The following is a 22,250-nucleotide window of genomic DNA, read 5'->3' on the forward strand; positions in this document are numbered from 1 at the left end:
TTTTAACGCAGTTAGCGTCAGATTTACTCCTTCAAATTGAGCAAGTATTAAGTCAAATTGGTATTAGCTATGCTTACCCTGTGTGTACACCATATCCTGATGTGGGATCCCATCTTCCAGGTATTCTGATCCTTGTTTCACAAAACCTATTCCCGAATAAAATTTATCAAGATAACATTGCGCCGAGATAACTAAGCGTTGATGCGGTATTGATTGCTCACAGCTGGCGATGGCTTTTTCCATTAATGTATGGGCGACGCCCTTACCACGCATGTCTGCAGAAACAATGACACGACCAATTGAAGCGACCGAATCTGACTGTCGAGAACAACGTGCGTAAGCCAATATTTTCGTGTCACTTTGCAAAAATAGATGCTGTGTTTCTGGTGCTCTATCTACATCATCAATCTCAGGGTAAGGGCATGCCTGCTCGACAACAAACACATCCACCCTTAATTTTAAAATCTCAAATAGCTCATCTTTCGTGAGCGTATCATAACTTTCTACCCGCCAATCCATCACTGCCTCAATAAGTTGTTATAGCCATTTGAGCTTGATGTACGTCAATCTAGGAAGTGATTCTAGCTTCACGGCTTTAGTTGCTGCATGCTCAAAGCCATGAGATTGACTGACCAGCTAGGACAAATGGTATGGTTTAAAATAAAAACGCCCAAGCATCGTTGGGCGCAAAAATATACTTGTGTCAATATGGGTTAATACCCTCTTAGTTTGCCGAGTTGCCCCTTATGAAAACAAACGTTCGAGCTGATCGCAAAGCTGAGAAATATTGACATGATCGTGCTCAATCGTTAGATCGACGTACCCATCTCCCCTAAACGCTCTGTCAAGTTCAATCAAAACATGGGTTTTATGTGCTTCTGGTACAAAAGAAAGTTCAACTTCTTGTAAACCAAACAGAGAACGTGATTGTGGCCTATATTCCAGTTCTTGATAGCAACCAGAGACAGACTGAAACTCCGATGCTCGCAAGTAGCCTTTTTCCACATCAGCCTTAACCAAGTTAAAGCCCAAACGTTCCATCGCTGTCATACATGCTTTAACAGCTTCGTTAGGATAAATATGCAGTGCATCTTTATCTGTAGGGTCAAGAGCTAGATCAATGTCCAATCCAGTTTCGACCCAAACATGGCAGCGATTAAATCCAGCATTAATCTCTGTGATTGGGGTTTCTGAATGAAGCCTTGCCTCAAACGGGATCACCTTTTGCTCCCCAGGCTCTATTGTAAAGCTCCCGCCTACTCGCCATCGGTCAATAACATGGTTGGTAAAGTACTCACCGTCTTCACCTTCAACTTTTACTCTCGTTAATAGCGCAAGCTCAAGGCCAGTTACCTCTTGGCTAACATCACCACCCTTTACTACAATTTGCGCTTGAAACTTCTGTCCCGGGTGCAAATGCTCTGTTTCCAACACAGTATCAACTTTTGCCGCACCGATACCGACAGATGCTAGGATCTTCTTAAACATTACGTCTCCTGTCCGGTATGTCCTTACCAGCATCATAACCATATTTTTTCACACTTGTCAGCGAAAATTTATAATTTATATATCAGGATGTTTTGATACACTGCTGTTATCTTGGATTAAAATATTAAGTTATGGAACTGCTCTATTTTGCTGTCGCGTTTGCATGTGGGTTTTCAGTTTACCAGTTGAAACTTCCCCCTCTCATTGGTTTTTTAATGGCTGGCTTTGTCTTAAACTTGCTCGGTCACAAAACCACAGATCTACTCACCCAACTCGCTGACCTTGGCGTTACACTGTTATTATTTAGTATCGGTTTGAAATTACGTGTTGGAAACCTAATCAAACCACAAGTTTGGGCACCAGCTAGCATGCACATCATCACGAGCAGCGCATTCTTTGCAAGCCTTTTACTGATGTTAGGTGCGATGAGCTTACCACTGTTTACTGAACTTGACTGGCAAAGTGCATTGCTCGTGGGTTTCGCCTTTAGCTTCTCTAGCACGGTGTTTGCGGTAAAGGTCCTCGAGGAACGAGGAGAAATGGCAAGCCTACATGGTAAAATATCGATTGGTATTTTGGTTATGCAAGATATTTTTGCTGTTATTTTTCTTGCGGTGAGCACCGGGAAGGCACCAAATATCTGGGCGTTAGCATTATTGATCACACTACCTTTGGTTCGCCCCGTGATGTTTTGGATATTGAGTCGCTCGAAACACGGTGAGTTACTCCCTCTATTTGGCTTCTTTTTTGCCTTAGTGGCAGGTTATCATGCCTTTGAGTTTGCAGGTCTAAAAGGTGACTTAGGCGCACTAATAATGGGCATGATTTTCGCGCCTCATAAAAAGGCGGGTGAACTTTCTAAGGCGCTGCTCAATGTGAAGGACATTTTACTCGTCGGGTTTTTCTTAAATATTGGCTTGAATGCCACTATCACATTAGATGCGTTACTTATCGCTATGTTACTTGTGCTGGTATTGCCAATAAAAGTGTCTCTATATTACCTATTCACCAATATGTTTAAGCTACGTGCTCGTACCTCCTTGTTAAGCGCTTTTACCTTAACCAATTATAGTGAGTTTGGCCTCATTGTTTGCGCTGTAGCTTCAGCATCTGGCGCTGTTGCTGCTGATTGGTTAGCCGTTGTTGCTATCGCCGTATCTATCACCTTTGTCGTTGCATCCCCTTTGAACAAACGCTCAAATGAGATATATGTCAAGCTGGAGCCTTGGCTATTAAAATTTGAAAGCCAGGATCGCTTAGAAGAAGAGCTTCCTGTTAATCTTACCGATACTAAGATTGTTATCTTTGGCATGGGCAGAATTGGTACTGGTGCCTATGAAACCATTCAAGCAAGCTTTCCCAATACCGTCGCAGGCGTAGATATAAAACCTGAAGTAGTAGACAAGCACGTATCTCGAGGTCGTAGAGTATTAACTGCCGATGCCACAGATCCTGATTTTTGGCAGCGGGTAAATCACTCTGAAGTAGAAATGGTCATGCTGGCGATGCCTAAACATATGCAGAACATTTACGCCTTAGAGCAGCTGAAAGCATCAGGATACGATGGACAAGTTACCGCTATTGCTAATTATCCAGATCAGCAAAGAGAGTTAGAGGAAATGGGAGTAAATTCTACCTATAACTTCTACCTAGAAGCTGGTAGTGGTTTTGCAGAGCATGTGAAAGAAAAATTGTTCACTTAAATTCGGTAATCAGTTCTCAGTATCATTATTGGTACTGAGAACTATTTCCATATTCATATCATTAAGTTACGTCTAGACGTCTATTCTATTATTTCATTCTACTCATTATTCGATTTACAAAGCTTTACATCCAAGATGGTAATTAACACCAACTTCAGAGTAAACTGGACACATCGGATTTGCCGTAAGTATCTATTTTATGAACATAAATTGATAATTAGTGGCTTTTTTACTTCTGCTCGCCGGATTGTGAGCAAGCTATACCTTTGGGGGTTTCATGATGAAAAATAAATCAAATGGTCAATTTTCTGCAGTAGTGGATGATGTCAAGGCTGCGCCTTTTTCAGACCTCCAAGATAGACTTGATGCAATACAGGACGGTGGAATGACAGCGCTAACAATTCGCAGTGTTTTGTTCCATAAAATGCTAGATCTACACTCGGTGCCGTCAGATCACTTTCTAAGAGATCAAGAAGCACCTAGCGGACTAGAAGATCCAAAAATGCTGATAAAAAAACTAAATGAGTTGGGATTCTACCGCAGTTCGGCTTCACAGTTACATTAAAACGATTTAGGGAGCCTACTCTCCCACATAGGCTGACAATGCCCGTCGTCAGCCTATTTTCCTCTTTCTATCTTCAGTTCCTTTTGCCTTATCAACCTGAAATCTTACAATTAGCGGGGCTTTAATGGGGGATGATTTTTTTTGTTCTTTGGCAGCAAGGTTTTCCAAGCCAGCTTAAAAGGCTTTAAATAGATAGCCGTTAAGGTGTCATGACCTGCATCATATTGTCCAACACCAATCGTTATTTTTCCTGCCTTGGAAGCTTTAATCAGTGAACCATACATTCTATCCCAGATGGCCAAAGCAGATCCTAAATTGGTATCAAAGTGCGCAGGGTTATCACTATGGTGCACCTGATGTTGTGCAGGACTAATAAACCACCCCTCTATCTTATCTCCCCAACTCAGCCAAATATGAGAATGCCGTAAATTGGCACCACAAATATTAAAGATAAAAACAAACGCGTTCGCACCAAGAATATCGTACATACTGAGGCTACTACCGAATACATAGTATCCGCTACCAACGACAATTCCTTGGGTAAGCGCCATACGGCACGCATATAGGTAACTCTCAATAGGGTGAGAGCGATAGATAGTAAATGGTGTTAATACACTTGCAGAATGATGTACTTTATGAAATTCCCATAAGAATGGAATTTTATGCAGCATAAGATGTAATAGAAAACGGGTTAGATCGTCTACTATAAATAAAAATAAAGTGAAGAGTAATACAACTACCCATTCGGGTGCGTCCAAGTGTAATGCAGGACCAAACATCGCTTCAAGTGCACTAGACAGAGCGAGCGCTACAGGCACCATAGTCAATACGATTGGCGTAAAAGTCGCAGCTTTTATTAAACGATTAGTCACGAGCAAACAATAATCTAATTTTGCACTTTGACACCACCATACCCGCTTGGGGAACATAAATCTTAAAAAACCTTTGCCGCTTCTAGCTTGCTCTGCTGCAAAGTACACGGGAATCGCCATTAAGATAGCACTAAACAAATATGGCAAATACACTCTCTTATTAGCATCAAATAAATAACCTGGGAGATCGATAATGCTTTGCCATAGTTGCTCTAACATAGTTACTTCCATCACAAAATAATAATATGCTCAACTGGGCGGCTCTAGTATGAGAGCCGCCAAAAGAAAGCTTAGAATTGGTACTTATACCCTAAACTAAACTGCCTAGGCTTACCCGGGCGTGCACCATAAGGTCGACGACTGACGATTTCTGTTTCGTCAAAAAGGTTGTCTACTTTCGCATATACTTGGCCATATCGACCTAATTCATAGCTGGCTGATATATCAACAATCGTCGTATTAGGCACTTCTGCGCCCTCTAGTACAAGCTCGAAGTCTTCTGTACTTCTGCCCGCAGCTTCAGACATTTCACTGATGTATTTCACCGCTACATTTACTTTCCAGTCACTTGCAGCTAGCCCTATATTAAAGGTTGCTTGATGCGATGGTAAGTATGGAAGCTCATCGCCCGCTTTGATATAACCCCACTGAGCGAATGTTGTAGCACGCTCATTTTGGAACTCACCTTTGGTATAGGTGTATGTCAAACTATACGGAATATCTATCTGCAGATTTAATGGGTAACGCTGTGCAAACTGCATTTCTAGACCATAAACATCAACTTCACCACCACTAAACTGTTGGTCTTGCTGATCGTTTACGCCACAGTTCGATTGACCGCAGCTTTCGTTCAAGTTTTCATAATCATTAAAGAAGCTCACAATTTCAAACTGCGTTACGCCATCATTAAAGCGACCACCAAACTCATAGTTGACACTTTTCTCTAACTCTATATCTGGATCTTGCAGTGGTGATGAAGGTACAAACCCTTGATGCACCCCGAATAACAGACCCGCATCATCAGAGAGTTGATAAAAACCACTAAGGCTTGGTAACCAAATTCTAGTTGTTTTATCAATCCACACATCTGCGTTTTTGTTATCTTGATATGACATGTCCATCAGCTCACCACGCAAACCCACACCGAGAGTCAAGGCATCAAGTTGCACTTTATCTTCGATGTAGACTGACCAAGCCTTGGTGTTTTCTGTGTTGAGAGAAGTGAACTGTTTCGACCCTTCAATCAGTGTCGAGATCCCATTTTCCATGGCATAGGCTTGTTCAAAATGCTTGCGCTCAATTTCATCTTCATGAAAACGAACCCCGACTGAAATATCGTGAGTCAAGCCAAACATTGTTAAATTACTATTAGCGTCGACTTGCAGCCCTTGAGAGAAATACTCGCGGTCATTGGTTCCCATATTCAAGAAAATATTTGAGCCAGCCACAACTGAATCCCGTGCTCCTGTGATCACACCATATTCATTTGCAAACGATTCCGGGTTTGCAATAATTTTGGATAATGAAGCACCACCTTTAGCGCCTACACCATTGAGCTTTAGCCATGCACGCTCATAGTCATTGCGATAAAGTCTTGTGGTCACGTTTACGCCGTTACCGTCAAGTATATGCGAAAGCATGATTTGAGAGTGCTTAGTATCCATTTCAGCAGGTTGAGAAGCTGCGTATCGGCGGTAAGGATTTTGAGCAAAGTCTTCCTCTGTTAAGCCAAGGTATGTTTCATCAGATAGTTCATCTGCATAGCTTAGCTTCAGCCCAAACGTGTGGTCATATCCACCTTGAGAAAGTTTATAATTAAACTTTGCCAATATATCATTTTTTTCAAACCCAGTATCTCCACCGCCATCTAGCTCTTTAAAACCATCGGCTTGCAGATTTACCGCTTCAAATAGAAAACCAACATTATTCACCACAGAGCCGTAGTAACCATGTGCTTTGGCGTAGCCGTCACTACCAACAGCCACGTCAATTCCGCCTTCGGTAAACTCAGGAACTTGACGGGTTACTAAATTAAGTGCGCCAGCTACCGTTTGTGGGCCATGTTTAATTGCCGCAGGTCCTTTAAAGACTTCCACAGCTGTCATTCTAGTCGGTACAGGAAAATAGTAGGCAGCGGGAGCCGAGTAAGGAGACGGGCCGATTAGCACGCCATCTTCCATAATCGTGATCTTCTTGCTGCGCTCTGGTGTCACACCGCGAAATCCAATGTTCGGCCTCAAGCCATAACCATCTTCTTCACGGATATTAACGCCAGGTACGTTCGACAGAATACGGTGAATATCATCATATTCATATTCCGCCAACTGCGCCTCTGAAAGCAAAGTTGCAGAGCCTGCTTCTTTTCTCAGTTTATCATGATGACTAATAATAGAGATATGTTCTATATCTTGTTTATCGTCTGCAGCTTGTGCTTGAGGTAGCGCGATTATCACCGCTGCCGCCAGTAAAGATTTCTTTATTATAGTGCGTTTAGTCATTGTCACCTGCCGAAGTTTTTGGAAGCTCTAATGCAAGTTTCTCAATAAATTCTGTTTTCAGATCGTCAGTTACCTTTTTAACATCTGAGTGTGCCTGCGTAACTTGTTCAGCAGATGTCGCGAGCTCTGCTTTTAAGCTCCCCGTTATTGCCAACAAAGTTGCTTCTGCGGCATCAAGACCGGCAAGCATACGCGCCTTGACCTCATCACCTTGCTCAGCTTCGAGGAAGTCGTCAAAGCCCAGCGTATTTTCTGGATCTTGACCGTTACCTGTAAAAATATTCCTAAATGCACGAATATTCGCCAGTAGGTTTTCTTTTGAATGTTCAGCAATTGGCGACTCAACTGCTTCTGGACACGCTTCTAATCCACAAGCATTCGGAAAGCCCAAACCAAGAGGCGTTGCAATTTTGCCGTCTTTGAGCTCTTCAGTCATATAAAAAAGTGCTTTGGAGATTTCATTAAGTGCCAAATGTGGGGTGTCAAATGCTGAGCCTGGTTGACCCGCATTCAGTAGTTGCTTTGCGTAGCCATTATCACCACTCCATTGAGTGAGTAACGTGTCGCTATGCCCTTCGATGTCTTTAGCAACAGCAGTTGCAAATTCGCAGCGAGCAATACGCTTTTCTTGATCAGAACGGTTATTCCATGGTGCCAGTGCATCATTCACGGTTGAACAATTATGCGCAAGGTTGGTGCTAAATAATAAGTGTTCAAGTGCAGTTAACCCTTTGCGATTCGCGGTACGCTGTGTAATGTCGTAAGGGTTGTTGCTATTCCCATTAATCACACCAGCTTCAAAATACACCACATCTAAATCTATGTCACAAAGAGAGCCCGTTGCAGGCCAAACATAAATATTATTTTTTAATTCTTTACTGTTGGTGGTAAGCGGTCCCACCTGCATCAACTCAACGTATTGCCACCCCATCATGGCTGCGCGCCAGCTGTCTTGAGCTCTTTGCTTCAACGTCGCTACATTTTGTGCTGAGTTTTTTTCACCTGAACAGTAATTTTCAACTTCCAGCTGTTGCGTTACAGCTAGTTCGTTAAACTGTGTTACCGCTGGGGTCAGCACATTGTTTACCAAATTAGCAACCAAGGCAGCTTCATCAAACTGTGTCGGTAAGGTCGGGTTGTCAGTGCCTGAATTGTCATTGTCTTTTACCCCAGACCCTTGACTGCTTGAAGTGCTTTCTCCACAGCCCGACAATATTAACGCGACCGCAAACGCTGCGGCGCTTAAACGTGTAGATACTCTCATTAGCGTTCTCTATTATCTATATACAACAAAAGGTTAGCTGATACATCGGCTAACCTTTTTACGTTATAAAGCAAAGTGTAGATTACCAGTTGGCAACATTCTCTGCATCAAAGCCATAGGCATTTGCAATAATGCTACGAGCTTCTAGTAATGCGCTCTTATATGCTTCTACTTTATCAGCAGCAAGCTCTGGCTTATCACCCATTAGCTCATGAATTTTAGCAAAGTCAGCGTCTGTTACTGGAGAAAATGGATTAAACTGGAAGTTCAAAGCAAATCCCTTCATCTCAGACCAGTGCTTCGCGACAGTATAGAATTTATCAGCATCAAAATTACCAGATGCAATATCGTCTAAATCGCCGTCATCATCAGAGATTGTGTCGTTAATGTAGTGTACAACTGTTGCTGCAATTGACTTTTCCCACGCAAGAAGTGCTTGGTTACGCAGTGTCTCTAAACGCGCTTTATCTTCGTCTGACCACTGAGCAACATTAGTACCAAAGTTATCTGCGATAAGTTTACGTGCTTCAATAAAGGCTAGCTGAGCCTCAGCTGTAAGATCTGTCGGTTTTGTGTTTGACTCTGTACCACGGTCTCGCTTCGCAGCGTTAGTTGAATTACCAAAGTTATACTCTGACAGTAGGTTAATTTTACCGTCTTTGTCTAAATCATGATAACCACTGCCATATGCTTCACGGCCACCTTTTCCTGCAATTTCATCATCGGTGTAATCAAGATAGTCGATAGCAGCGCCAAAGTATCCATAACCTTCGTCAAACTTGTGCTCAAGGTCAGTATAGCTCTTGCCATCCGCCAGTGCTGCATTATTTGCTGATTTATCACCAATTAGTAAGTCATCAAGGTAGTCATCTGCTGCTTGGGAAAGAGATACTGCACCGTTTAAGTGCTTTTGTACCAATTGAGCTAAGTCTAGGCCTTTTGGTGTCACGTACAATTTATTCAGGGTCACTTTTGTGCCATTGTGCTCAGCTTCGATGGTCGAGCCATTTTCAAATTGAGTCAGTTGAGCTTCTAGCAGGTCTAGATAATGTAACACTAGGCCTTCAGGAGTTTTTGGCTGCGTGCCAAAATCACTCCAGCCGACCATATTGCCGTCTTCTTCCCATGCTTTATGCATGTAAGTGCTATCGCGGCCTGCAATTTTGCCACCTTCACCAGCTACTTTTTTAAGTGAGCTAGAGATTTGTCCAAGCGTGGTTTGTTGTGCGTTAATTGCTGTAGCAAAGTCAAGTGTTTCGTCAAGTACCACTGCGTCTGTTGGCATTAAGAAGTTTTTGATTTGTGTTATTGCCGCAGCCGCTGTTTTCTGATCTGCCGCACTTCCAATCGTTTCGTTGTCTAGCTTACCCATCAAGCTCTTAACATGAACCATTGCTGCATGACGAGCAATCTGTCCTGAGTAAGATACCGAAGAAGCGCCTTGAGTATTGTTGAAAGCATAACGGTTAACGCCTGCTTTATTTTCTTCGCTGATCTGCTGAACTGAAATCTCGGTTTCAACTTCTGTTTTTGCACCTTTGCTGTCAGTTGCAGTGATAGTTACCGACACTTTTCCGCCCTCAACCTGCTCAAAGTTTAGCGCGTTTGCAGCTTTCAGTTTTACCACACCTTCCACAATTTCAAAGCGATTATCTGAGATAGTCAAAGTTAACGCGTTAATTGCATCACTGTCGTCAGCGAAAGAAATATTTGCAACCGCAGCGCCAAGACTGTCTTCAGAAACTGAAGCGCTTTCAACTGTGATAGTTGGCGCAGCATTAGTAGCCGGTGGGGTTGTGTTGGTATTGTCATTATTGTTTGAATCGTTGCTAGAAGAGCTCCCACCACATGCAGTGAGGCCTAAAGTAGCAGCAAGGATAGCAGTCGTTAACAGAGACTTTTTAAGTGCCATTGATTTGTTCCTTTGAGACTAATTATGTTTATATTTTTTCATAACTAGGCGTAAAGTATACACACACCTAAATAGCAATCAATATTATTTGCATTGTATAAATAACAATTTTTCCAACTTTGCTACCTTGATACACTTCTGCAAATCACCGTAGCTGTGGAATAAGATTGATATTATCTAATAAAAAACAACAGCATAAACTTATTAAAATAAGTTTATGCTGTTGTTCAATCGATTAGTTTAACAAATTTGTACGAAGTGTATCTTCGAAAAATTCGAAGTATCTTTTGCGCTAAATCAAATTATATTTTGCTAGTTCCAGACATCTGTTACAAACAAGTAACCTTGGCGCCATATTGTTTTTATTTTTTCAGGCCGACTTGGGTTATCATATAACTTTTTGCGAAGGCGGGAAATTCGAACATCTATTGTGCGTGTGTCTGGTCGGTAATACTTACCCAAAATCTGTTCATATACAAACTCCCTTTTCACCACTTTGCCACCGTTACTGGCGAGTAGCCATAATAATTCAAACTCATGGGTGGTCAGATCGATGCGCTCTTGCCCATAACTTACCCGACGCGTATTTTTGTCTATATGCAGTTGACCAAAACTTAATTGTTGCGGTGTATCATCATAATGTGCATTCGCTGACTGCCTTCTGAGCAGGGCATCAAGTCTTGCTCGCCATAATCTAGGCTTGGCATCTTTAGAAATAACTTCATCTGCACCTAATTCTAAAAACAAACTATGAACATCTTCATCATCGCTATCAAGACTCACAATAACAGGCGCTTTAAACTTTTGTCTAAACTGGTTAATTGAGTCACAGGTCGGTACAGACGCAATAGTCTGATCCAACACAATGCCGTTTATCGACTTACCAGAAAGGCCATTTAATTGACCTAACTCTCTTAACAACTCAACTGTATAGCCCTGCTCTTCGAGCATTTTTTGTTGCGATGCCAATATATTATTATTGCTTTGTGCAACCAAGATAGTAGACACGGACGCACCTCATTCATTCAACATGGATGGGCACAGTGTAGTCACGCAACCTGAATGGATGCTTTACAGCTTAAATAATCCTTTTGCCGTACCCCAAAGGGCTTTTACTACTGGGTCATATAATCTTTTATTCTTAGTTACAAGCCCTATTTCGATCTCATCCGATCTAAGCTGTAGCAACTGAACTTGATTTTTAAATGGGCTTTGGCTGATCACAATCTCTGGCACACAGGCAATCCCAAAGCCCAAACTTGCAAGTGCAACCATTGCTTCATGGCCCGAAACATGCGCATATACTTTCGGTGAAAAGTTGTACTTTTTGCAAAAGAGATCAATACGCTCTTTTAGTACGCCTTGCTCTGGCATGATAAAAGACAGGTGCTGCCAAGGCATTTCACCCTGACTATGTGTTTCAATCAACTGTTTCAGCGGGCAATCCATCGTTGGGCCAATAAAGACTAACCGTGAACGCCCGATTGGTAAATACTCAATGCCACTTGGTAAGTGTTTGGGCTTAACCGCGACAGCAACGTCCTCCTTACCACTGGCAACCTCTGCAATAGAATGAGCCGGATCTCCGGTAATCAAATTCAGCTCAACGTTTGGATATTGTGCACGAAACTGTGCAAATAAATCATAAATAAAGCTGTATGTCGCGGTTACCGAGCAAAACAAGCTAAGCTCACCGGTTAAAGGCTTATCATCATCCAAGCACTCGGTTTTAAATTGACGCCAACTCGCAAGCGTTGACTGAGCATAGTGCACAAATGCTTTGCCTTGCTGGGTTAATTCAACCGTTCGGTTGTCTCGTAAAAATAAAGCGGCACCAACTTCTTCTTCTAATTGTTTAATTTGTCGGCTTAAGGTCGGCGGACTCACAAAGCAGCGTTCACTTGCTCTTGAAAAGTGTAATGTATCTGCTAGCGCCAAGAAATATTTTAATTGTTTATGGTTCACGGTATTTCACCTTTTGAAACACTATGGTTCAAATATATCATTTTACGTAATTAAAAGTTAGCCCTACTCTGAGCTTAATTTATTTCTATCCAGAGTCAGGAAATACCATGTCGAATTACTTTAATACTTTATCTTTACGTGAGCAATTGGCTCAACTTTCGCAATGTGAATTCATGGATCCCAAAGAATTCGAACAAGGTGTCGACGTGCTAATCGGAAAGAAGCTAGTCATTGTCGGCTGTGGCGCACAAGGCTTGAACCAGGGGTTAAATCTACGTGACTCGGGGCTCAATGTAAGCTACGCGTTGCGTCCTTCTGCCATTGAAGAAAAGCGTCAATCTTTTTTAAACGCTTCAGAAAATGGATTTGTAGTAGGCACGTATGAAGAATTGATCCCGGATGCTGACTTAGTACTTAATTTAACGCCAGATAAACAGCACACCGCGGTAGTTAATGCAGTTATGCCGTTAATGAAACAAGGTGCAACACTCGCTTATTCTCATGGCTTCAATATCGTCGAAGAAGGCATGCAGGTGCGTGAGGACATCACTGTCATTATGGTTGCGCCAAAATGTCCTGGCACTGAGGTACGCGAGGAGTACAAACGTGGCTTTGGTGTACCTACGCTGATTGCAGTTCATCCAGAAAACGATCCTCAGGGTAAAGGTCTGGCACAAGCTAAAGCTTACGCAGCAGGAACCGGTGGCCATCGTGCCGGTGTGTTAAAATCTTCATTCATCGCAGAAGTAAAATCGGACTTGATGGGCGAGCAGACTATTTTATGTGGCATGTTACAAACTGGCTCACTGCTATGCTTTGATAAAATGGTCGAAGAAGGGCTCGCGCCTGGATACGCATCGAAACTAGTACAATACGGCTGGGAAGTCATCACTGAAGCACTAAAGCATGGTGGCATAACCAACATGATGGATAGGCTTTCAAACCCTGCAAAAGTAAAAGCATTCGACTTGAGTGAGCAACTAAAAGCGCTGATGCGCCCTCTGTATAACAAACATATGGATGACATCATCAGTGGTGAATTCTCTTCCGGTATGATGGCTGACTGGGCTGAGAATGACACAAAATTACTCACTTGGCGCGCTGAGACCGCACAGACAGCATTTGAAAAACAAGCCAATGCCGATACTGAGATTTCAGAACAAGCATTTTTTGACAAAGGTATTTTAATGGTGGCAATGGTAAAAGCAGGTGTAGAGCTTGCCTTTGAAACCATGACAGCCGCGGGGATCATTGAAGAGTCTGCGTACTATGAATCACTTCATGAAACCCCATTAATTGCCAATACTATTGCGCGTAAAAAGCTATTTGAGATGAACCGAACTATTTCCGACACAGCTGAATATGGCTGCTATTTATATAACCATGCCTGCTTGCCTTTGTTAAAGCCGTTCATGGAGGCCATTACAAAACAAGAAATTGGTGAGGGGTTAGCTGGCGATGATAATTATGTTGATAACCAGAAGCTCATCGCGGTCAATCGAGCTATCCGCAATCATCCGGTAGAAAAAATTGGTGAAACACTGCGTGGTTACATGTCTGAGATGAAGAAAATCGTGTAATCAGTATAGATAAATTTGCAACAAATACAGTTCGCTTGTTAGTAACCAAGGCCGCCTTCTTCCCTGAGATCGTGGCCTTTTATCACCTACTCTCAACCTTAACTCTCATTTATCTCATCATGATTTAACACTAAGTTCTGATATTAACGTTATTTTATAATTCTAAATTATTTTTTCGAAACTAACGCCGTTACTTGTTCCGAGCTGGTTATTTACTATGCTAGAATAATCGGTTCCACGGGATTACACACACAAATCGAATGCAAAACACAGGCTTAACAATTACTCAGAGAATTACCCTGTTGGGTAGTATCATTGCGATTGCTGTCGCTTGTTTAATCGGGTTTACCTCGCTTTACAGCGCCAAGACATTAATCAACGAACGAATGATGCAGTCGGAGTTACCTAGTAAAATCGAAAGCATCAACAAGTCGTTACACATGCAAATAGATACACTAAAAAACGCAGCTCAACAGCTTTCTAGTAACCTGCTTATCACACAAGCAGCAAAACAAAATACCTTAGATGAGCAACTGTTGATTGACGAACTCAAGCGTATCGCAACGCAATATGACTTGGTTACAGCATCTTGGGCAAACCGCGATACCCGCCAGTATTGGAATCAAAAAGGCTTTTTACGTGTCTTAGACCGGCAGCAAGATGGTTGGTTTTTTGGCTTTACCAACAGTGCTGAAGCTTACTCAATCAGCATCTACCAAGAAGCACCAGGGGATGTGAAGATGTTCGTTAACCACCAGCAATTAGCTGGGGTAGGTTTAGCTGGACTTGCAAAAAGTATTGACGATATGCAGTCAATGCTCGCCAACATGAAAATCGAGCAAACAGGCTTTGTATTCGTTGTCAATAAAGAAGGGGTTGTGCAATTGCACCCTGACGCAAGCAAAGTCGCAAAATCTTCACTTGAGGATTTCTATGGCCAACAGAGCCATGACCTAACTTCATCAAGACAATTTATTGTTAAGGAGCTCGAAGTTGATGGCGAAGCTAATTTAGTTGCCGCAAGCCCAATTCCAGAGACCGATTTATTTGTGATTGCTCAGGTCCCAACCAGTGAAGTTAACAGTGGGATCACGGCTCTGCAATGGCAAGTCATCGGCTTTTCGCTGGTGATAGCTTTAGTTGCCAGCATCATTAGTATGTTATTAGCTAAAAATCTCAGTGCACCACTGAAGAAAATGGCTGAACTTTTCGAGCAGCTAGGAAGTGGCAATGCAAAACTAAACTATCGCTTGCCAGATTCCGCACAGCCTGAATTACAAGCACTAGCTGGCGGCTTTAATCAGTTTATTAGTAAAATTGAGGAAGCGATCCACTCAGTAGCTGAAGAGAGCCGCTCAATTCGTATTACTAGTGAAGCTGTGTTTAAACAAAGCCAACAAAACTCACAATCTTTGGACGATCAAAAGTCACAAACTATGTCTGTTGCTGCCGCGATTAATGAGATGGGTGCAACAGTACAAGAAATTGCCAGCAGTGCAACGAGTACAGCCAAGCTCACTGAGCAAAGTAAAGCTTCAACCAAAGACAGCAGACTGGGTGTTCAACAAAGCCAAGAAACACTTCATCTATTGGCTGGAGATATTGATAATATGGCAGGTCAAGTGGCGACATTGGCACAAAAGACCCAATCAATTGCTAATATTGTTGACGTCATTAGAGGGATCTCTGAACAAACTAACCTGCTTGCCCTAAATGCGGCAATAGAATCAGCTCGAGCCGGTGAACATGGTAGAGGGTTTGCAGTAGTAGCAGATGAAGTGAGAGCCTTGGCGAGTCGAACTTCACACTCTACAGATGAAATTCAAGCAACAATCTCTGAACTCACTCAAGTATCTGACAACATAGTCAATCAAATACAGCAGTCTAGCACTCAAGCGGAGCAAAGTGTCCAAACTATGCAAGCCTCAGTAGAGCTAATGCTTGAGATTTCAGAAACTGCAAATCAAATAAACGACATGACTGCATTGATCGCAACAGCAACGGAAGAGCAAAGCAACGTAGTGGCCGATGTGGGTCGTAACATTGAGCAAATTAGTGAAATTAGTGATGCTGTAATGAATGAACAGCTCGACACTGAACAAGCGATTCAACGTTTAGCGGATTCTGCCAAAACGCTGGATGACTTGGTCGCCAGCTTCTAAACAGCCAAAGTAACAGCGCCTGCACCACATTGTGTGGGCGCACTTTTATTGGGTACTCTCCCCGTTGTTACATCAGGTAACAAATATAGTCGCGCATTCATAGCGCTTTTAGTCTACATTCATAACTAGAAACAGTTAATCTGTGACTTGATAAACCAAAATCGATGATACCATTTTAGCGTTCTATCAAAATAATATATGGTGGAAAATTCGACACCGACTGCCTGAAAAGCTTATAGTAAAAACTTAATTGGAATATTTTTTTAGCTCATTCGGATAACTACTTTAGCGATATCAGGACACGATAGCGGAGTTATCGAGTTAGTTACAGCGAATAGAACACTGCTAGGAGGTTGTATGAAGGCGGTTACTCAGTGTTTAGTGGTTATCCTAACGGCTTTACTCAGCGGGTGTAACAGCACACCCAAAGCGACTATCGATACCTCAATTCTAAACTCAACACATCACTTTAATATCCAACAAGTTGAATCTCACAAAGATGTTTTTCAGTTGAATAATGAGATCAAGGCTAAACTAGAGCACTACTTCCATAATGAAGAAATTGGGGTAAAACGTGCAAAAATGCTAATGGAGTTTTTGGTCAATAGCGGAGATGATTCATTATCCTATTTATCAGGTGCAAACCTAACCGCTAGCCAAGCATTCAGTAGTATGAACGCCAATTGTTTATCGCTGTCAATTCTAACGCATGCCATCGCAAAGCAAGTGGGGTTGAAAACTCAGTTCCAGCGCGTACATATCCCAGAATATTGGGATGAAAGCCAAGGCTATAGTCTGCTCACAGGCCATGTAAATATAAAAATATTTGAAGTAGACAATACTCAAGATGCTATTAAAACCCTATATGTAAAACCCACCTCGGTAACCGTTGATTTTGATCCAAACAGTCGAAACCAACACTTTAGCACCAGTTCAATCTCGACAGGCACTATTTTGTCTATGTTTTACAATAACAAAGGTGCAATGGAGATGATCAAAGGCGATCTAGATATGGCGTACAGTTACTATCGTGCGGCGATAGAGAGTGACCAATATCACGATGGAGCTTGGGGCAATCTCGGCATTCTCTACCGGATCACAGATCAATACCAGCTTGCGGAGCGGGCTTACCAGCAGGCCATTGCAATTAATAAGGATAATCGTAATGCTCTTGGCAATTTAGCAAAGCTATATTATTTAACCGGAAGAAACGATGACGCAAAGACGATTGAAAGAAATATTCACGAACAAAGAAAAAACAACCCTTATTATATGCTGGTGCTAGGCAACGAAGCATTTAACAGTGGTGATTTTATCCGCGCTAAGCATTTTTACTTACAAGCAAGAGAGCTGGATAAAAACCTTCATGAAAGCTATTTTGGCTTAGCTAAAGTTGCTTTTGCACAAAATGACAAAAAAGCTGCGGACCGGTACCTAAAAAAAGCATATAACACAGCATCATTCGAGCACGACAAGCTGCGTTATGAAGGAAAGTTAGCACTACTCAAAAGTATCGCAAATAACCAACCTTCTGAAAACAATAATAAAGAGAGGTAAACTTCGTATGTTAGGACGTAACTTAGGCATAGCTTGTGCGTGTGTTCTATTCGTCTGGGGGTCACTACCAAGCGTTCAAGCTCAAAGTGGCTCACTGATAACCGATTTAGAAACGCTCACAAGTGTCAGTCATCGTGGAAGGAAAAGTGGCAGCAAAAGCCCAAACATTAGCGCGCAGTATATTTATGACGCCTTTCGGGCGTCCGGCGCCAATCCTAAATATCAACAATTTACTTTTAGAGCGGGTATTTTTAGCAAAGATACCGGCCATAATGTCACCGCTACTCTCCCCTGCACACAGCCTCGATGTGACACCCCGATTGTGATCAGCGCTCACTATGACCATTTGGGCACGACGGGAAGAAAACACTACCCAGGCGCAAATGATAATGCCTCGGGTACAGCCGCAATGCTTTACATCGCAAGACAACTAGCTAAAACGAATCGCTCTCGAGATATTTTATTCGTCGCAACAGATGCTGAGGAGCGCGGCCTTCATGGGGCTAAGTTTTACGCCAAACAATTAAACCAAGACATCGCCGTTAATATTAATTTAGATATGTTAGGAGTAAACAAGAGCAACCGCCTATTTGCGTTATTTTCTCCAGGGTTTAGTCAATTCAAGTCGCAATTAAAGAGTATGAAACAAGCACCGCTGAAATTAACTGTCGTTTCATCGCAGCGACAAATGGCACGCTATACCGATAACCCCCGTATCGATTGGCATAAAGCCAGTGATCATTACGCTTTTTATCGCAACGGAATACCCTATATTTATTTTGGTATTGGAGAGGACAAGCATCACCATACTACCAAAGACACTGTAGAAAACATGGATATTGATAAATATCAGGCTGGGGTTGCGCTCATCAGTGACTTTATCTTATCGTTGACACGCTCTCCTTTAGACTCAACCAGCTGAACCTTTTGAGCCTTGGTGAGCTGCTTAACTTGCCACTCGAGTTTGGAGGCATGCCTTCTAGAGCCCACAGCAAATTGGAATTTAAGGACAAGAGGTCCTTTTCCTCTTAGGTTTTTTGCTCCTTTACCGCTTTGGTGTTGATGAAAACGCCTCTCTACATCAGTCGTGATACCGGTGTACCAATGCCCAAAGCGTGTTTCTATAATATACAAACTCCACACAGCCTGATGATCTGCCCTGTCAGTTTGATTAAGTAAAGCTTGCCCAAGCAATTTACTTACCTCCTTAATTTGCACCTAAAACGGTTTTTTGCACCTATTGCAACTTACAGACGAACTTTTTACACTTAACGCAGTCCAAATCCGCTAAGAGACTTTACCTTCTCTGTGCAATCGGTATCATGCTAACAACTGATAATAAGGATACACAATTTCATGCTGTCTAATAAAACCCTTTCTGTTTGGCTCAGCGCTGTAGTTATGACTGTGTTTTTGTCTGGCTGTTCAAGCTGGATTTATCGCATCAACGTGCCACAAGGTAATTTCTTAGAGCAGTCAGATGTAGATAAGCTTCGAGTGCAAATGACCAGAGAGCAAGTATTATATGTACTCGGCACACCATTGGCGAAAGACGCATTTAACAATAATATCTGGCACTATCAATATGTGTTTAATATTGATAGACCATCAGAGGTAAGAAAATCATTCAGTGTCTATTTTGAGAATGACAAACTAGTGCGGATCAGTGGTGACTTTGAAGAACCTGAAGAATTTAACACGCCGCTAGATTCATAACTAGTCGGTCAGTATTTCGTAGTCAAAGGGGAAATGATTTCCCCTTTTTTAATGCTCAACACCCATTCAGTACTTGAAGCTAAGTAACCTGAGCTTCGGATAATTAATGCCTTTCTAGCAGCCAGTTAGCGTCAGATTTACTCTTTCAAATTGAGCAAGTATTAAGTCTAATTGGTATTATTTCCAGGTGTCGTTGGACGACCTCCAGTGATTTTACTCGCTCGCCCTTCCTCTTTTGCTTTTTCTGCTCGACGTCTGCGCGCTTCTTTTGGATCAGCTATAAGTGGACGATATATTTCTATTCTATCGCCATCATTCACTACTTGATGTAGCTTCACCGTGCGATTCCAAACTCCGAGCGTTAAATTATTTGCATCAATCTCTGGACACTTATCCAATATGCCCGATTGTAAAACCGCTTGCTCAGCCGAGGTTCCCTCTGGTACGTCAACTGACACAGATGTCGCTTTGTCAGGTAATGCAAAGACCACTTCAACTTTTATCATTATCTTGCTCCGTACACGATTTTAGCACGCTGAGTAAAAGCAGATACCATATTTTTGGCTACTTCATTGAATAATTTACCAAATGCCATTTCTATCAATTTACTGGCAAATTCAAACTCCAATTTTAAGCTCACCTTACAAGCTTGCTCATCCAGCTCAGTAAACTCCCAATAACCATGCAGTGATTTAAATGGGCCGTCAACTAAGCACATTCTCACACGATTACCATCGAATTCATTTTTGGTGGTAAACCATTTTTTTAAGCCTGCTTTTGATATTTCCAAGCTAGCAGTCATTCCCTGTTCATCGCTATTGATCACCTTGGCATCTGAGCAATGAGGTAGGAAATTAGGGTACGCATCAACATCATTCACAAGTTCAAACATTTCTTTGGTGCTATACATCACCAAAGCACTTTTTTCTATCTGTGGCATAGACACTCCAACTCTTAATAAGGGGATTTTATCAAGGTTTTGCAGATTTATCTTGTTTGCAGCCACTGACTAGGTAAAAATACACCACATTGATGAAAAAGCGCTGTCTTAAAACAGGATTTATAGGTAGACTAAGCCATTATGGCAAAGAAAAATTCAAGTAAATCAAATAGCAATACTATAGCGCTAAATAAAAAAGCGCGTCACGAGTATTCACTACATGAAAAGTTCGAAGCAGGTATCGAATTACAAGGCTGGGAAGTAAAGAGTATCCGTGCCGGTAAGGTTAATATCTCAGATACTTATATCCATATCAAAGATGGTGAAGCGTATTTGTTGGCAAGTCAGATACAGCCATTAAATAGTGCTTCAACCCACGTGATATGCGATCCACTTCGTTATCGTAAACTACTACTAAATAAACGCGAAATCTCTCGTCTGATTGGTGCAACAGAACGTGATGGCTACTCTTTAATCGCCACAGCAATGTACTGGAAAAAGTGCTGGGTCAAACTTGAGTTTTATCTTGCAAAAGGTAAAAAGCAACACGACAAGCGTGCCGATATAAAAGACCGCGACTGGTCACGAGATAAAGAACGCTTAATGAAACATAAAGTGCGTTAAAGCACAAAACATTAAAAAAGCAGGCCTAGCCTGCTTTTTTAATGTCTGATACACAGTGTATAAACTTAACCTTTATACTTTTGCATCACGAGCGTCGCATTTGTACCCCCGAAGCCAAAGCTGTTCGACATCACGGTTGTTAATGCACCGTCACGGCGCTGCGTTACAATATCTAACCCTTGAGCTTGCTCGTCCAGTTCATCAATATTGATCGACGGTGCAATAAAGTCATTTTCTAACATTAACAAAGAGTAAATAGCTTCGTGTACACCAGCTGCGCCAAGCGCATGGCCTGTCATTGCTTTAGTTGCACTAATAGCTGGTGAGTTTTCTCCAAATAGCTCTTGAATTGCGCCAAGCTCTTTTACATCACCGACTGGCGTTGATGTACCATGCGTGTTTAAGTAATCGATTGGTGCATTTATGTCTTGCATCGCTTGCTTCATACAACGCACGGCACCCTCACCTGAAGGTGCAACCATATCATACCCATCTGATGTTGCGCCGTAGCCAACAATTTCAGCATAAATGTGTGCGCCTCGTGCCAGAGCATGCTCCAACTCTTCGACCACAACAATACCGCCACCACCAGAAATGACAAAACCATCTCGGTTTGCGTCATAAGTACGAGATGCAAGCTCTGGTGTCTCATTATACTTGGTTGACAATGCACCCATTGCATCGAACTCCATTGCCAGTGTCCAATGCAGCTCTTCACCACCGCCGGCAAAAAGTACATCTTGTTTGCCTAACTGAATTTGCTCAACCGCGTTACCGATACAATGCGCAGAGGTCGCACATGCAGAACTGATAGAATAATTTAGGCCTTTAATTTTAAATGGAGTGGCCAAACATGCTGATGTTGTACTAGCCATAGTACGCGGAACCATATAAGGCCCAACGCGCTTAACTCCTTTCTCTCGACAGATGTCAGCAGCTTCAACTTGATACTTAGATGAACCACCACCAGAGCCGACAATTAAGCCGGTGCGTTCATTTGATACCTGTTCTTCTGATAAACCTGAATCTTCAATTGCTTGCGCCATCGCAATATAAGAAAACGCTGCCGCGTCTCCCATAAAACGGTGTGCCTTACGGTCCACTAGAGATTTTACGTCAATATCTATATTACCAGACACGTGACTACGTAAGTTGTTATCTGCAAACTCCTGATTAAAAGCGATGCCGCTTTTACCAGCTTTTAATGACTCTAAAACTTCTTGCTTGTTATTGCCGATGCTCGAAACGACACCGATCCCCGTAATAACGGCTCTTCTCATGGGTTTATTCCCTTCGATATTACAAATTATGCGTATTATACGCTGAATTCTAGCGTCAAGTGGTCAGCTTTCCAGCGTACACATGTACTCTGAACCTAAATAAACAAAAATGCAACCAGACTAT

General features: G+C 42.2%; 20 protein-coding genes. 8 read left to right on the forward strand and 12 right to left on the reverse strand.

Annotation, left to right across the window (positions count from 1 at the left end; all coding sequences use genetic code 11):
- Positions 1-63: 63 nt before the first annotated feature.
- Together D9603_RS01900 and D9603_RS01905 are read right to left on the reverse strand one after the other, a co-directional pair.
- Positions 64-519 carry a GNAT family N-acetyltransferase gene (locus tag D9603_RS01900; RefSeq protein WP_128729844.1) on the reverse strand — a complete coding sequence of 152 codons (456 nt, stop codon included), beginning with the start codon at positions 517-519 and terminating at the stop codon, positions 64-66.
- Between the two features lie 225 nt (positions 520-744).
- Positions 745-1,488: a sporulation protein gene (locus D9603_RS01905; protein ID WP_125252858.1), complete on the reverse strand. Its 744-nt coding sequence runs from the start codon at positions 1,486-1,488 to the stop codon at positions 745-747.
- Between the two features lie 131 nt (positions 1,489-1,619).
- Here D9603_RS01905 and D9603_RS01910 point away from each other — a divergent pair, with 131 nt between their 5' ends.
- Together D9603_RS01910 and D9603_RS01915 are read left to right on the forward strand one after the other, a co-directional pair.
- Complete coding sequence (locus D9603_RS01910; protein ID WP_128729845.1) at positions 1,620-3,191, forward strand: cation:proton antiporter family protein; 1,572 nt, start codon at positions 1,620-1,622, stop codon at positions 3,189-3,191.
- A gap of 277 nt (positions 3,192-3,468) precedes the next feature.
- Entirely contained in the window at positions 3,469-3,756 is a 288-nt protein-coding gene (locus tag D9603_RS01915) for a hypothetical protein (RefSeq protein WP_125252856.1), read from the forward strand.
- Between the two features lie 110 nt (positions 3,757-3,866).
- Here the strand turns inward: D9603_RS01915 and D9603_RS01920 are convergent, their stop codons facing one another.
- The 6 genes from D9603_RS01920 to ilvY form a co-directional block, all read right to left on the reverse strand.
- Positions 3,867-4,847, reverse strand: coding sequence for a sterol desaturase family protein (locus D9603_RS01920; protein ID WP_125252855.1), 981 nt, complete (start codon positions 4,845-4,847; stop codon positions 3,867-3,869).
- A gap of 71 nt (positions 4,848-4,918) precedes the next feature.
- Positions 4,919-7,126: a TonB-dependent receptor gene (locus tag D9603_RS01925; RefSeq protein ID WP_128729846.1), complete on the reverse strand. Its 2,208-nt coding sequence runs from the start codon at positions 7,124-7,126 to the stop codon at positions 4,919-4,921.
- The gene (locus D9603_RS01930) at positions 7,119-8,390 is read right to left on the reverse strand and encodes an imelysin family protein (protein ID WP_128729847.1); all 1,272 of its coding nucleotides are present in this window, start codon (positions 8,388-8,390) and stop codon (positions 7,119-7,121) included. Before D9603_RS01930 ends, D9603_RS01925 begins: the two co-directional genes overlap by 8 nt.
- Positions 8,391-8,472: 82 nt before the next feature.
- The gene (locus D9603_RS01935) at positions 8,473-10,302 is read right to left on the reverse strand and encodes a DUF4856 domain-containing protein (RefSeq protein WP_128729848.1); all 1,830 of its coding nucleotides are present in this window, start codon (positions 10,300-10,302) and stop codon (positions 8,473-8,475) included.
- 312 nt (positions 10,303-10,614) lie between these two features.
- Positions 10,615-11,310, reverse strand: coding sequence for a response regulator transcription factor (locus D9603_RS01940; RefSeq protein WP_128729849.1), 696 nt, complete (start codon positions 11,308-11,310; stop codon positions 10,615-10,617).
- Positions 11,311-11,373: 63 nt separating this feature from the next.
- Positions 11,374-12,267, reverse strand: a complete 894-nt coding sequence (ilvY, locus tag D9603_RS01945) for an HTH-type transcriptional activator IlvY (protein WP_125252850.1) — start codon at positions 12,265-12,267, stop codon at positions 11,374-11,376.
- 107 nt (positions 12,268-12,374) lie between these two features.
- Between ilvY and ilvC the strand changes: the two genes are divergently transcribed.
- The 4 genes from ilvC to D9603_RS01965 all read left to right on the forward strand — a co-directional run bounded on the left by ilvC (position 12,375) and on the right by D9603_RS01965 (position 18,488).
- Positions 12,375-13,847: a ketol-acid reductoisomerase gene (gene ilvC / locus D9603_RS01950; RefSeq protein ID WP_128729850.1), complete on the forward strand. Its 1,473-nt coding sequence runs from the start codon at positions 12,375-12,377 to the stop codon at positions 13,845-13,847.
- Between the two features lie 260 nt (positions 13,848-14,107).
- Positions 14,108-16,009, forward strand: a complete 1,902-nt coding sequence (locus D9603_RS01955) for a methyl-accepting chemotaxis protein (RefSeq protein WP_128729851.1) — start codon at positions 14,108-14,110, stop codon at positions 16,007-16,009.
- Between the two features lie 357 nt (positions 16,010-16,366).
- A complete protein-coding gene (locus tag D9603_RS01960; RefSeq protein WP_128729852.1) occupies positions 16,367-17,566 on the forward strand; it encodes a tetratricopeptide repeat protein in 1,200 nt (399 codons plus the stop codon).
- A gap of 7 nt (positions 17,567-17,573) precedes the next feature.
- Positions 17,574-18,488 (forward strand): M20/M25/M40 family metallo-hydrolase, encoded by a 915-nt coding sequence (locus D9603_RS01965; RefSeq protein ID WP_128729853.1) that lies wholly within the window; start codon positions 17,574-17,576, stop codon positions 18,486-18,488.
- Here the strand turns inward: D9603_RS01965 and D9603_RS01970 are convergent.
- On the reverse strand, positions 18,416-18,760 hold the full coding sequence (locus D9603_RS01970; RefSeq protein WP_206644475.1) for a GIY-YIG nuclease family protein: 345 nt from the start codon (positions 18,758-18,760) through the stop codon (positions 18,416-18,418). The genes D9603_RS01965 and D9603_RS01970 overlap by 73 nt on opposite strands.
- 162 nt (positions 18,761-18,922) lie before the next feature.
- On the opposite strand from D9603_RS01970, the gene bamE reads away from it, so the two are divergent.
- Entirely contained in the window at positions 18,923-19,282 is a 360-nt protein-coding gene (gene bamE / locus D9603_RS01975; protein WP_125252845.1) for an outer membrane protein assembly factor BamE, read from the forward strand.
- Between the two features lie 167 nt (positions 19,283-19,449).
- Here bamE and D9603_RS01980 read toward each other — a convergent pair whose 3' ends face one another.
- Both D9603_RS01980 and D9603_RS01985 read right to left on the reverse strand, forming a co-directional pair.
- Complete coding sequence (locus D9603_RS01980) at positions 19,450-19,788, reverse strand: RnfH family protein (RefSeq protein WP_125252844.1); 339 nt, start codon at positions 19,786-19,788, stop codon at positions 19,450-19,452.
- The gene (locus D9603_RS01985) at positions 19,788-20,222 is read right to left on the reverse strand and encodes a type II toxin-antitoxin system RatA family toxin (RefSeq protein WP_128729854.1); all 435 of its coding nucleotides are present in this window, start codon (positions 20,220-20,222) and stop codon (positions 19,788-19,790) included. The genes D9603_RS01980 and D9603_RS01985 overlap by 1 nt, the downstream gene beginning before the upstream one ends.
- Positions 20,223-20,363: 141 nt before the next feature.
- Here D9603_RS01985 and smpB point away from each other — a divergent pair, with 141 nt between their 5' ends.
- Positions 20,364-20,846, forward strand: a complete 483-nt coding sequence (smpB, locus tag D9603_RS01990; protein ID WP_099640520.1) for an SsrA-binding protein SmpB — start codon at positions 20,364-20,366, stop codon at positions 20,844-20,846.
- Between the two features lie 65 nt (positions 20,847-20,911).
- Here the strand turns inward: smpB and fabB are convergent, their stop codons facing one another.
- Complete coding sequence (fabB, locus tag D9603_RS01995; RefSeq protein WP_128729855.1) at positions 20,912-22,126, reverse strand: beta-ketoacyl-ACP synthase I; 1,215 nt, start codon at positions 22,124-22,126, stop codon at positions 20,912-20,914.
- Positions 22,127-22,250 lie beyond the last annotated feature (124 nt).

Origin of the sequence: Pseudoalteromonas sp. PS5 (assembly GCF_004103255.1) — a bacterium.
GTDB classification, from domain to species: domain Bacteria; phylum Pseudomonadota; class Gammaproteobacteria; order Enterobacterales; family Alteromonadaceae; genus Pseudoalteromonas; species Pseudoalteromonas peptidolytica.